The 12181-nt window shown below is 66.7% G+C and carries 14 protein-coding genes; 4 read left to right on the top strand and 10 right to left on the bottom strand.

Annotated features, from left to right (window positions below):
• Window positions 1-144 precede the first annotated feature (144 nt).
• The 9 genes from lolD to ACEPA4_RS07935 form a co-directional block, all read right to left on the bottom strand.
• Window positions 145-858: a lipoprotein-releasing ABC transporter ATP-binding protein LolD gene (lolD, locus tag ACEPA4_RS07975; RefSeq protein ID WP_032954095.1), complete on the bottom strand. Its 714-nt coding sequence runs from the start codon at window positions 856-858 to the stop codon at window positions 145-147.
• Window positions 851-2092, bottom strand: coding sequence for a lipoprotein-releasing ABC transporter permease subunit (locus tag ACEPA4_RS07970; RefSeq protein WP_053500548.1), 1242 nt, complete (start codon window positions 2090-2092; stop codon window positions 851-853). The genes lolD and ACEPA4_RS07970 overlap by 8 nt, the downstream gene beginning before the upstream one ends.
• A 23-nt stretch (window positions 2093-2115) precedes the next feature.
• Entirely contained in the window at window positions 2116-2565 is a 450-nt protein-coding gene (locus ACEPA4_RS07965; protein WP_374083025.1) for a hypothetical protein, read from the bottom strand.
• Window positions 2516-2764, bottom strand: coding sequence for a succinate dehydrogenase assembly factor 2 (locus ACEPA4_RS07960; protein WP_005416134.1), 249 nt, complete (start codon window positions 2762-2764; stop codon window positions 2516-2518). Before ACEPA4_RS07960 ends, ACEPA4_RS07965 begins: the two co-directional genes overlap by 50 nt.
• 98 nt (window positions 2765-2862) lie before the next feature.
• Window positions 2863-3648 (bottom strand): succinate dehydrogenase iron-sulfur subunit, encoded by a 786-nt coding sequence (locus ACEPA4_RS07955; RefSeq protein ID WP_005409079.1) that lies wholly within the window; start codon window positions 3646-3648, stop codon window positions 2863-2865.
• 66 nt (window positions 3649-3714) lie between these two features.
• On the bottom strand, window positions 3715-5505 hold the full coding sequence (gene sdhA, locus ACEPA4_RS07950; protein ID WP_014036803.1) for a succinate dehydrogenase flavoprotein subunit: 1791 nt from the start codon (window positions 5503-5505) through the stop codon (window positions 3715-3717).
• A 31-nt stretch (window positions 5506-5536) separates the two neighbouring features.
• Complete coding sequence (gene sdhD / locus ACEPA4_RS07945; protein WP_005409077.1) at window positions 5537-5923, bottom strand: succinate dehydrogenase, hydrophobic membrane anchor protein; 387 nt, start codon at window positions 5921-5923, stop codon at window positions 5537-5539.
• A complete protein-coding gene (gene sdhC, locus ACEPA4_RS07940) occupies window positions 5920-6312 on the bottom strand; it encodes a succinate dehydrogenase, cytochrome b556 subunit (protein WP_005416132.1) in 393 nt (130 codons plus the stop codon). The genes sdhD and sdhC overlap by 4 nt, the downstream gene beginning before the upstream one ends.
• A 56-nt stretch (window positions 6313-6368) precedes the next feature.
• Entirely contained in the window at window positions 6369-6539 is a 171-nt protein-coding gene (locus tag ACEPA4_RS07935) for a DUF1674 domain-containing protein (RefSeq protein ID WP_005409075.1), read from the bottom strand.
• Window positions 6540-6578: 39 nt separating this feature from the next.
• Here ACEPA4_RS07935 and ACEPA4_RS07930 point away from each other — a divergent pair, with 39 nt between their 5' ends.
• On the top strand, window positions 6579-7454 hold the full coding sequence (locus tag ACEPA4_RS07930) for a folate-binding protein YgfZ (protein WP_065179414.1): 876 nt from the start codon (window positions 6579-6581) through the stop codon (window positions 7452-7454).
• 103 nt (window positions 7455-7557) lie between these two features.
• Here ACEPA4_RS07930 and ACEPA4_RS07925 read toward each other — a convergent pair whose 3' ends face one another.
• The gene (locus ACEPA4_RS07925; protein ID WP_065179413.1) at window positions 7558-8640 is read right to left on the bottom strand and encodes an ABC transporter ATP-binding protein; all 1083 of its coding nucleotides are present in this window, start codon (window positions 8638-8640) and stop codon (window positions 7558-7560) included.
• A 352-nt stretch (window positions 8641-8992) separates the two neighbouring features.
• Between ACEPA4_RS07925 and zwf the strand changes: the two genes are divergently transcribed.
• The 3 genes from zwf to pgl are packed head-to-tail and all read left to right on the top strand — an operon-like array spanning window position 8993 to window position 12152.
• Entirely contained in the window at window positions 8993-10429 is a 1437-nt protein-coding gene (zwf, locus tag ACEPA4_RS07920) for a glucose-6-phosphate dehydrogenase (protein WP_005416129.1), read from the top strand.
• Window positions 10426-11433 (top strand): glucokinase, encoded by a 1008-nt coding sequence (glk, locus tag ACEPA4_RS07915; protein WP_005416128.1) that lies wholly within the window; start codon window positions 10426-10428, stop codon window positions 11431-11433. Before zwf ends, glk begins: the two co-directional genes overlap by 4 nt.
• Window positions 11430-12152, top strand: a complete 723-nt coding sequence (gene pgl, locus ACEPA4_RS07910; protein ID WP_065185208.1) for a 6-phosphogluconolactonase — start codon at window positions 11430-11432, stop codon at window positions 12150-12152. Before glk ends, pgl begins: the two co-directional genes overlap by 4 nt.
• Window positions 12153-12181 lie beyond the last annotated feature (29 nt).

The following is a 12181-nucleotide window of genomic DNA, read 5'->3' as shown; positions in this document are numbered from 1 at the left end:
GCAACGCCGGCGCGACGGCTCGCGCCCCATTCAGCCGCCGGTCGGCGGCTACTGGCCGGACCACGGTAGACGCCAACCTTGGTTGGCGCTTGCGCTGCAGGAGCAGCCGACCAAGGCCGGCCTCTACCAAAGCGGTCCCAGCGCTCAGACGTCGGCGTGGGCCAGCGCGTGCAGGCGCCCTTCGCGCAGCTCCAGCACCCGGTCCAGGCGCCGCGCCAGGCTGCGGTCGTGGGTCACCAGCACCAGGCTGGTATGGCGCGCGCGGTTGAGTTCCAGCATCAGCTCGAACACGGTGCCGGCGGTGCGGTCATCCAGGTTGCCGGTCGGCTCGTCGCCGAGCACGCAGGCGGGATGGTTGACCAGCGCACGCGCCACTGCGGCACGTTGGCGTTCGCCGCCGGACAGCTCGCCCGGCTTGTGGTCCAGGCGATGGCCGAGGCCGACCGCTTCCAGCAGCGTGGTCGCCCGGCTGCTCGCCTCGGCCACGGCGGTGCCGGCCAGCAGCACCGGCATCATCACGTTTTCCAGCGCGGTGAATTCCGGCAGCAGGTGATGAAACTGGTAGACGAAGCCCAGCGCTTGGTTGCGCAGCAGACCGCGCGCGGTATCCGACAGCGCCGACATGCGCTGGCCGGTCACATACACTTCGCCGGCAGTCGGAATGTCCAGGCCGCCCAGCAGGTGCAGCAGCGTGCTCTTGCCGGCACCGGAGGCACCGATGATCGCCACCGTCTCGCCAGCAGTCACGGTCAGGTCCAGCCCATCGAACACCGGCGTCTGCATGCGCCCTTCGGCATAGGTCTTGCCCAGCGCTTCGGCGCGGATCACTTCATCGCCGCGGTTGACGACCTTATTCATAACGCAGGGCCTCCGCCGGCTGGGTGCGTGCTGCCCGCCAGGCGGGATACAGGGTGGCCAGGAAGCTCATCAGCAGCGCGACCACTGTGATCGCCACCACGTCGCCGGTCTGCATGTCGGTCGGCAGGCCGGTGATGTAGTACACATCCTCCGGCAGCAGCTTGACGTTGAACACGCTCTCGATGGCGCCGAGGATGCGTTCCAGGTTGAGGGTCAGGGTGATGCCACCGATCAGGCCGGCCAGCGTGCCGAAGATGCCGATCAACGAGCCCTGCACCATGAACACCTGCATCACCCCGCCCGGGGTCAGGCCCAGGGTGCGCAGGATGGCAATGTCGGCCTGCTTGTCGGTCACCAGCATCACCTGCGAGGACACCAGGTTGAAGGCCCCCATGGCGATGATCAGCGACAGCAGGATGCCCATCACCACCTTCTCCATGCGCAGCGAGTGGTAGAGATTGGCGTTCTGCTGCGTCCAGTCACTCACGCGATAGGCGCCACCGAGGCTCTGCGCCAGGTCCACGCCCACTTCCAGCGAACGGTCCATGTCGTGCAGCTTCAGCCGCACGCCGGTGGCGCCGTCGCTACGCAGAACACGCTCCAGGTCCTGCATGTTGGCGAAGCCGACGCCGCGATCGACCTCGTTGTACCCGGCCTCGAAGATGCCGCTGACGGTGAAGCGCTTCATCCGTGGCACTGCACCGGCAGGCGTACCCTGCACTTCGGCAAAAGTCACCAGCACCTGGTCGCCAACGTCCACGCCCAGCCAGATCGCCAGCTCCTTGCCCAGCAGCAGGTTGAAGCTGCCCGGCTTGAGGCTGTCATAGCTGCCCTTGGTGACCTTCCTGTCGATCACCGAGACTTTCGGCTCCAGGGCCGGATCGATGCCCTGGATGATCGCACCCTGCACGCGCGGGCCGCTGATCATCGACTGGATCTCGATGTACGGCGCGGCACCCGCCACGCGCGGATCCTTGCGGGCGACATCGACCACGCGCATCCAGTCCGGCATCGGTTCACCGTCGCGGCTGATGGTGGTGTGTGCGGTCATCTGCAGCAGGCGACTGCGGATTTCCTTCTGGAAACCGCTCATCACCGCCAGAGTGGTGATCAGCACCGTAACGCCGAGCGCGATGCCCAGGATCGATGCCATCGAGATGAAGGAGATGAAGCCGTTGCGGCGCTTGGCGCGCAGGTAGCGCAGGCCAATGGCCACGGGAATGGGTTTGAACATGCAGGCACGCCGGTCAATTCAGCTTATGGTGCCATCGACCGGGGCTGACGGGAAACGCTGCGTGCGGCCACGGCCAGTCGCAGTTCACGTCGCTGCCCGGAATCGAGCACATCCGGCCAGAACAGCAGGCGCCGGCGGCGCCGATCCTCACACCACAGCAACAACAGCCATGGGCCACGCACCACCAGCCTTGGCGTATCGACGTCCCGCCCGGCCACCTGCAGTGGCCCGGGAAGCGGAAGCAGAAGCACCTGCACGCGCGGCCGGCGCTGGCGCCAGGCCAGTTCGGCCAACCCGACGCCCCAGGCCAGCAGCAGCGCGGGCATCAGCAGCCGCGCAGGCAGATCGGAGGCACGCAGCAACCAGGGGGCGGCCAGCAGCACCGCGACCTGGGCGGCGGCCTGCAGCCGCGAGGGGCGCCACTCAAGGCTTGAGGGCGAGGATCTTCTGCATGAGGGGGATCGCGTGCGCATGCGGGCAGGCCTCATAGCCCATGAACCAGCGCCACAACTTATCGTCCTCGCAGTCGAGCAGGAACAGGAAAACCTCGCGCTCTTCGGTCGGCGCAGTGCGCCATTCGTGGTCCAGGTAGCGGCCAAACAGCTGGTCCAGTTCTCGCATGCCGCGGCGGCAGCGCCAGCGCAGCTTCTTCAGCAGGACATCGTCTTCCATCGTGCTTCTCCAGATACAGCAAAGCCACGCATGGCGTGGCTCTACTGGGTGGTGCAGCCTCGCGTGGCGTGGCTCCACCGGGTACTGCCAGGCCCGTATCAGGCGCGGCGCTCCATCATCAGCTTCTTGATCTCGGCGATCGCCAGCGCGGGGTTCAGGCCCTTCGGGCAGGTCCGGGCACAGTTCATGATGGTGTGGCAGCGGTACAGCTTGAACGGATCTTCCAGATCGTCCAGGCGCGCGCCGGTGTCCTCATCGCGCGAGTCGATGATCCAGCGATAGGCCTGCAGCAGGATCGCCGGGCCCAGGTAACGCTCGCCGTTCCACCAGTAGCTCGGGCAGCTGGTCGAGCAGCAGGCGCACAGGATGCACTCATACAGGCCGTCGAGCTTCTTGCGGTCTTCCGGCGACTGCAGGCGCTCACGGTCCGGCGGTGCCGGGGTCTGGGTGCGGATCCACGGCTTGATCGAGGCGTACTGCGCGTAGAAGTGGGTCAGGTCCGGAACCAGATCCTTGACCACGTTCATGTGCGGCAGCGGGTAGATCGGCACTTCCTTCTTGCCGCAGTCCGAGATGGCTCGGGTGCAGGCCAGGGTGTTGGTGCCGTCGATGTTCATCGCGCACGAACCACAGATGCCTTCGCGGCAGGAGCGGCGGAAGGTCAGGGTCGGGTCGATCTCGTTCTTGATCTTGATCAGGGCGTCCAGGACCATCGGGCCACAGGCGTCCAGATCGACTTCATAGGTATCGGTGCGCGGGTTGCTGTCGTCGTCCGGACTCCAGCGGTAGATCTTGAAGGTGCGCACATTCTTGCCGCCGTTCTTGACGGGGAAGTGCTTGCCCTTCGTGATCTTGGAATTCTTGGGGAGTGAAAACTCGGCCATGGCTGCTCTCGTTGGCTCAGGCGGCCCGCGCCCGTGGGCGCGGATTGCATGGTAGGCGGGGTCGGATCAGTACACGCGCGGCTTCGGCGGCACCACGGACACGTCGTCGGTCAACGTGTACATGTGCACCGGACGGTAGTCGAAGCTGCACTTGCCCTTCTCGTCGACGCTGACCAGGGTGTGCTTCTGCCAGTTGACGTCGTCGCGGTCCGGATAGTCCTCGTGCGCATGCGCACCACGGCTTTCCTTGCGCTGTTCGGCCGAGTTGATCGTCGCCACCGCGTTGAGCAGCAGGTTGTTCAGCTCGTAGGTCTCGATCAGGTCCGAGTTCCAGACCAGCGAACGGTCGGAGACCTTCACGTCCTGGAACGAGTCGAAGATCTTGTCCATCTTCTCGCAGCCTTCCTTCAGCGTCTGGCTGGTGCGGAAGACGGCCGCGTCGGCCTGCATGGTGCGCTGCATGCGGTCGCGGATGACCGAGGTCGGGGTATCGCCGTTGGCGTGGCGCAGCTTGTCCAGCAGGCCCAGCGCCTTGTCGCAGGCATCGGCCGGCAGCGGCTTGTGCGCGGCGCCCGGCTTGATGGTCTCGGCGCAGCGGTTGGCCACCGCACGGCCGAACACCACCAGGTCGAGCAGCGAGTTCGAGCCCAGGCGGTTGGCGCCGTGCACGGACACGCAGGCCGCTTCGCCGATGGCGTACAGCCCCGGCACCACGGCGTTGTCGTTGTCGCCGACCTTCTGCACCACTTCACCGTGGTAGTTGGTCGGGATGCCGCCCATGTTGTAGTGCACGGTCGGAATGACCGGGATCGGCTGCTTGTGCACGTCGACGCCTGCGAAGATGCGGGCGCTCTCGGCGATGCCCGGCAGCTTCTCGTCGATCACGCCCGGGCCGAGGTGGGTCAGGTCGAGCAGGATGTGATCCTTGTGCTCGCCGACGCCGCGGCCTTCGCGGATCTCGATGGTCATCGAACGGCTGACCACGTCGCGCGAGGCCAGGTCCTTGTAGTGCGGTGCATAGCGCTCCATGAAGCGCTCGCCGCTGCTGTTGCGCAGGATGCCGCCTTCACCGCGGACACCCTCGGTGATCAGGCAGCCGGCGCCGTAGATGCCGGTCGGGTGGAACTGCACGAACTCCATGTCCTGCATGGCGATGCCGGCACGCATGGCCAGGCCGCCACCGTCGCCGGTGCAGGTGTGCGCCGAGGTAGCGCTGAAGTAGGCACGGCCGTAGCCGCCGGTGGCCAGCACCACGCCCTGGGCGCGGAACAGGTGCAGCGTGCCATCGGACATGTCCAGGGCCAGCACGCCGCGGCAGGCGCCTTCGTCGTCGAAGATCAGGTCGAGCGCGAAGTACTCGATCATGAAGCGCGCATCGTGCTTCAGCGACTGCTGGTACAGGGTGTGCAGCATCGCGTGGCCGGTACGGTCGGCCGCCGCGCAGGTACGCTGCGCCGCCGGGCCTTCGCCGTACTTGGTGGTCATGCCACCGAACGGACGCTGGTAGATCTTGCCTTCGGCGGTGCGCGAGAACGGCACACCGTAGTGTTCGAGTTCGATGATGGCCGGGATGGCCTCACGGCACATGTACTCGATGGCGTCCTGGTCACCCAGCCAGTCCGAACCCTTGATGGTGTCGAAGAAGTGGTAGCGCCAGTCGTCCTCGCCCATGTTGCCGAGTGCGGCCGAAATACCGCCCTGGGCGGCGACGGTGTGCGAACGGGTCGGGAAGACCTTGGTCAGGCACACGGTCTGCAGGCCCTTGGCGGCCAGGCCGAACGTGGCGCGCAGGCCGGCACCGCCGGCGCCGACCACGACCATGTCGTACTTGTGTTCGGTGATCTTGTAAGCGGACATCTAATCTGGATTCCTGTGTAGGTGCCTGGGCTCAGGCAACGCCGAGGGCGATGCGGCCCACCGCAAACACACTGACGATCATGCCGAGCACGGCGACGAACTTCACCGCGGTCTGCAGCACCAGGGCCAGCAGCGATTCGTGGATGTAGTCTTCCAGCACGACCTGCATGCCGAGCTGCGCGTGCCAGAACATGGCGATCAGCAGGCCGATCAGCGGCACTGCATTCCACGGCTTGGCCACGGCGGCGGCGGCGGTCGCGTAATCCGAGCCCAGCAGGCCCAGTACGAAGACCAGGAACCAGATGCCCAGCACCACCAGCGCGGCGGCGGTCAGGCGCTGGTGCACGAAATGCTCGGTGCCGGTCTTGGCCGAGCCCAGGCCGCGCACGTTCTTCAGCGGGGTACGGAACTTGCTCACGCGGCACCTCCGAACATCACATAGGCCCACACCAGCAGGGTGATCACCAGGCTGCCGATGACCGACAGCCAGCTGCTGCGGATGAAGGCAGGGATGCTGAAGCCGATGGCGAAGTCCTGCACTACATGACGGATGCCATTGCACAGGTGATAGGCGAACGACCATGTCCACGCGAACAGGAACACGCGGCCATACCAGGCCCCGGCATGGCCGGTGAAGCAGTTCCAGGACTCGGGCCCCATCATCAGGGCCAGCAGGCCGGCAGCGATGATGAGGGCACCAACAGACAGAAAGATGCCAGTGGCTCGATGCAGGATCGAGGTGGCCATCTGAATCTGCCAGCGATACACCTGAAGGTGCGGGGAAAGTGGGCGTTGTCTGGTCGCCATTCGCTGGGCTCGTTGTCTCGGCTGGGCGGCACGCGGCCGCGTTGGCTCAATGCTGATCAGAAATCGATGCAGCGTCCGTTTTTCTCCCAATCGCCATACCGCACCGGATCAAGTCCGCCGCGGCCGCCGAATTCCTCTGCTTTTTCCTGTTCCACGGGCACGGGTGCCGCAGGGACCAGCGGGGCTTCAGATTCGTCGTCGGGAGTGGGGGTTGTTTGGCCTATCATGTTCGGTCTCGCAACGCACAAATTTTAGACCTCGTTCACGTGCCTGACAACCTGCCCCCTGCTTTCGTCGGATATCCGCGCCTGCCCGGCCACCAGCTGCTGAGCCTGCAGGGCCCGGATGCGGCCGCCTTCGCCCACGCCCAATTCAGCAGCGATGTCACCGCCCTGCCCCTGCTGCACTGGCAGTGGAGCGCCTGGCTGACTGCCAAGGGCCGCACCCTGGCAGTGTTCCAGCTGCTCCGGCTGGCCGACGATCACGTGATGCTGGTGCTGGCCGACGGCGATGCCGATGAGATTGCGTCGCAACTGCAGCGCTTCGTGTTCCGTCGCAAGGTGCAGGTACAGGTGCGCAGCGATCTGGCCGTGGCCGGTGCGTTCACTGCGCCCGAGGCTGCCAGCGGCGCCGCGATCGCGCTCGCTGCAGGTGACGGCTGGGAGCTGGACCTGGGCAGCGACGCCCTGCCGCGCACCCTGCGCATCGGGGCGGCGGCTGCCGTTGCATCCGGCAGCGAAACCGATGAGGCCGCCTTCGCCCTCGCCTGGCGCCAGGCCGACCTGCGCTACGGATTGCCGCGCTTGGACGAAAGCCAGCGCGAAGTGTGGACCCCGCAGCAGCTGGGCCTGGACCGCCTGAATGGCTACAGCGTGAAGAAAGGCTGCTACCCGGGCCAGGAAATCGTCGCCCGCACCCACTTCCTCGGCAAGGCCAAGCGCGCGGTGCAGCTGCTGCATACCGCGGCACCGGCACAGGCCGGCGATGGCGTGCTGCAGGACGGCGCGACGCTGGGCACGATCGCCAGCGTAGCCGGTGACCTGGCGCTGGCGGTGCTGCCGCTGGAGGCTGGCGACGCCGAGCTGCAGGTGGGTGATGCCATTGCGCAGCGCGTGCCGCTGCTGGATGGCCTGGCCCGCTGAAGCGGGCGGGGACCTGCACGGGTGGGTGCAGGAATGGTAGTGCCGGCCGTTGGCCGGCAACCATGCAGGGTCGAGGTTGCCGGCCAGCGGCCAGCACTACCGGCTACAGGCGCTCGCCGCTCTCTGCGTTGAAGAAATGCAGGCCCTGCGGGTGAATCGCCACGCGGATCTGCTCGCCCACTGCTGGCAGCGACTGTGGTGCCACGCGCATGGTCAGCGCGTGCTGGCCACTGCTCATGTTGACGAAGATCTCGTTGCCGACCGGTTCGATGCCTTCGATGCGCGCGGTGAATGCATGCGCATCATCGGCAGCCGCCGGCTGCAGGTGCTCCGGGCGCACGCCCACCGCGATCGGCTTCTGCAGCCATGCCGGATCGATCGTCGCCTGGCCCAGAGGGGCACGCCATTCGCCGTCGACCACGCTCACGCCGCCGGCATCGCCCTGCAGCGTGCCGCGCAGCACGTTCATCGCCGGGCTGCCGAGGAAACCGGCCACGAACAGGTTGGCCGGGCGGTCGTAGAGCGCCATCGGCGTATCGATCTGCTGGATGATGCCGTCCTTCAGCACCACGATGCGCTGGCCCAGGGTCATCGCTTCAACCTGGTCGTGCGTCACGTAGATCATGGTGGTGCCCAGCTTGCGGTGCAGCTGCGCGATCTCGGTGCGCACGCTGTGGCGCAGCTTGGCGTCGAGGTTGGACAGCGGCTCGTCGAGCAGGAACACCGCCGGCTCGCGCACCAGCGCCCGGCCCAGTGCCACGCGCTGACGCTGGCCACCGGACATCGCCTTGGGCAGCTTGTCCATCATCTCGGTCAGGCCCAGCGTCTGCGCGGCTTCGGCGATGCGCTTGTCGATGGTTGCCTTGTCATGCCCGCGCAGCTTCAGGCCGAAGGCCAGGTTCTCGGCCACGGTCATGTGCGGATACAACGCGTAGCTCTGGAACACCATGGCGATGTCGCGATCCTTCGGCGCCACGTCGTTGACCACGCGATCACCAATGGTCAGCGTGCCACCGCTGATCTCTTCCAGGCCCGCCACCATCCGCAACAGGGTCGACTTGCCACAGCCGGACGGACCGACCAGCACCATCAGCTCGCCATCGGCGACCTCGAAGGTGGCGTCCTTCACCGCGACCTGGCCGTTGTCATAGACCTTGCGCACACCCTGCAACTGCACTTTTGCCATATCACCTATCCGGTCCGCCCGAAGCCGGGCTGTCTTTTGGGACTGCCTCGGCCCTCCCGATGGCAGTGATGATTGCGCGCCTGCCGCATGACGGCGAGCACTGCAATCGAATACAGTTGCCCATTCTGCCATGTAAACGTTTTCACGTGGCACTATCCGATGATCGGTGCGCACCGATCTGCGTCGGCGGTTGAACGAAGGTTCCGCCGAGGTAGTGGTTTCGAATGGAACGGTCTTCCGCACCCCCGGAGATCGCCCCTGACGAACCTCGGACAGGCAGTTGCGCGGATGTCCCCCGAACCCAGCCATGAAGCGATTGACAACGATGTCACCCGGATCTGAAACTCGAGCGATGCACGACACCCTCTTCCTGTTCGGTGCCACAGGTGATCTGGCCCAGCGCTACCTGTTCCCTTCGCTGCTTCGCCTGCTTGGCGACGGCCTGCTGCCGGAGGACTTCCGCATCCGCGCACTGGCCCTGTCCGGGCATGACACCGAAGCCTTCCATGACATCCTGCGGCCGCGCCTGCAGCAGGCCATGCCGATGGCCACGCAGGACGACATCGCTGCCCTGCTGCGCCGCATCGACTACCGTTCGGTGGACCTGCGCGACGTCGACTCGGTTGCCGCTGCGGTCTCCGACCTGGTGCACCGCAAGTGCGTCAGCTACCTCGCCATTCCGCCGGGCCTGTACATTTCCACCTGCGAAGGCCTGGCCAAGGGCGGCGCCCTCGCCGCGCCGGCACGCCTGATGCTGGAGAAGCCGATCGGCAGCGACAGCGAGAGCGCCGAGGAAATCATCAGCACCATCGGCCAGTGGATCGACGAGGACCGCGTGTTCCGCCTCGACCACTACCTGGGCAAGGCGGCAGTGCAGAACCTGATCGCGCTGCGCTTCGGCAATACGCTGCTGGAAGCGGTGTGGAACCGCAACTACATCGAATCGGTGCACATCCTGGTGGCCGAGAGCGAAGGCGTGGACGGCCGTGACGCCTACTACGCCCGCTCCGGCGCGCTGCGCGACATGGTGCAGAGCCACATCCTGCAGCTGCTGTGCATGGTGGCGATGGAGCCGCCGGCGTCGCTAGAAGCCGACCGCATCCGTGACGAGAAGGTCAAGGTGCTGCGCGCCCTTCGCCCGCTCGACGCGAAGCACGCCGCGCGTGACAGCATCCGCGGCCGCTACACCGCTGGCACCATCAACGGCCAGCCGGCGCAGGCTTACCAGCCGCCGGAAGGCAGCGACGTGGAAACCTTCGCCGGTGTCACCGCGCATATCGACAACTGGCGCTGGAGCGGCGTGCCGTTCCATCTGGTCACCGGCAAGCGCCTGCCCGAGCGCACCACCCGCGTGGTGGTCACGCTGAAGCCGGTCACCCATTGGCTGTTCGAGCGCCCGCAGCGCGCGCAGGCCGCACCGAACCGCCTGGTGTTCCAGCTGCAGCCGCAGGAAAACATCGAACTGGGCCTGATGAGCAGCCTGGCCGGCCCGGAATGGGGCGCGCTGGAACTGCATCCGCTGGAACTGGAACTGTCAGTGCCAACCGGCCTGCATCGCCGCATCGCGTACGAGCGCCTGTTCCTGGATGCCTTCAATGGCAATCACACGCTGTTCGTGCGCGACGACGAAGTGCGTGCAGCGTGGGCCTGGATCGACAGCGTCGCCGACGCGTGGAAGGACGCCAAGCTGCCGCTGGAGCCCTACCCCGCCGGCCAATGGGGCCCGAGCAATGCCGGCGAGTTCCTGCCGCAGGGCGTGGACGCACCGGACAGCGGAGCGTCGGCATGAGCGCCAGCTCGCAGCCGGTGCTGGTGGCCGACATCGGCGGCACCAACGCCCGCTTCGCCCTGGCCGATACCTCGCAGGACGCGCCGCTGCGGAAGGACAGCATCCGCGAATACGCGGTGGCGGAGTTCCCTTCGCTGGGTGATGCGGCGCGCCACCACCTGGAACAGATCGGCGCCAGCGCAAGCCGCGGCGTGTTCGCAGTGGCCGGTCGCGTTGATGGCGATGAAGCGCGCATCACCAACCATCCGTGGGTGATCTCGCGCAACCGCACCGCAGCGATGCTCGGTTTCGACGAACTGCACCTGATCAACGACTTTGCCGCACAGGCGATGGCGATCTCATTGCTGCAGCCCGAGGACGTGGTCCAGGTCGGCGGTGCCGCCTGGGTTCCGGGCAAGCCGGGCCAGCCGCGCAACTACGCAGTGATCGGGCCGGGTACCGGCCTCGGCGTGGGCGGCCTGATCATGCGCCACGGCCGCTGCTATCCGCTGGAAACCGAAGGCGGCCATGTCAGTTTCCCGCCGGGAACTCCGGAAGAGATCCGCATCCTCGAGATCCTGTCCGAACAGTTCGGCCGCGTCTCCAACGAGCGCCTGATCTGTGGCCCCGGCCTGGTCAACATCCACCGCGCCGTGTGCGAGATGGCCGGTATCGACCCGGGCCAACTGCAGCCGGTGGACGTGACCGCCCGCGCCCTGCACGGTGATCCGCAGGCAATGCGCACCGTGGACGTGTTCTGCGCCGTGTTCGGCGCCATCGCCGGTGACCTGGTGCTCACCCAGGGCGCCTGGGATGGCGTGTTCCTGACCGGAGGCCTGACCCCGAAGATGCTCGATTCGCTGCAGCACTCCGGTTTCCGCCAGCGCTTCGAACACAAGGGCCGCTTCTCCTCGATCATGGCGCGCGTGCCCTCGTTGGCGGTGATGCATCCCCACGCCGGACTGCTTGGCGCCGCCGCCTATGCCACCGACGCCGAACGTGACGCACCAGGAGTTGCCGCATGAACCCCAGCTTCCACGACGACCGCATCGAGTTCATCCAGCACGGCGACGCCGACGGCTGGATCGAAGCGGTGGCCGCTGAGATGGCACGCACCCTCAACCACGACATCAATGACGTGGGCCGCGCCCGCATCCTGTTGTCCGGCGGCACCACGCCGGCCCCGGTCTACCAGGCACTGGCCGAGCTGGACGTGCACTGGGACCGGGTTGAAGTGAGCCTGGCCGACGAGCGCTGGCTGTCGCCGCAGGATCGCGACAGCAACGCCTGGCTGGTGCGCGAGCACCTGCTCAAGCGCACTGAGGGCGCCCACTTCGATCCGCTGGTACGGATCGGCAAGCCACTGCCCGAATGCGTGTACACCGCCAACCTGCAGGCGCAGCACAGCCAGCCGCCGAGCCTGGTAGCGCTGGGCATGGGCAACGACGGGCACACCGCCTCGCTGTTCCCGGGCTCGAAAGACCTCGCACGCGCACTGGAAAGCACCCTGCCCTATGCCGCGCTGGATGCCACCGGCTGCCCAGGCGCGAACCAGTGGCCGCTGCGCATCACGCTGACCCCGCACGGCCTGCGCCAGTGCCGCCAGCGCCTGCTGCTGCTGCGTGGCAAGCAGAAGCTGCAGGTACTGCGCCAGGCGCTGGACAGCAACGACGCCCAGCAGTACCCGATCCTCAATGCGATCAACCTGGAAGGCGCGCGCCTGCGCGTCCACTGGGCTGATTGATGTCGGCGGCGGCGCCGTGCCGCCGCTTG

Origin of the sequence: Stenotrophomonas sp. P2112 (assembly GCF_041897515.1) — a bacterium.
GTDB classification, from domain to species: Bacteria; Pseudomonadota; Gammaproteobacteria; order Xanthomonadales; family Xanthomonadaceae; genus Stenotrophomonas; species Stenotrophomonas sepilia.
This window is presented reverse-complemented; position numbering and strand designations above follow the sequence as displayed.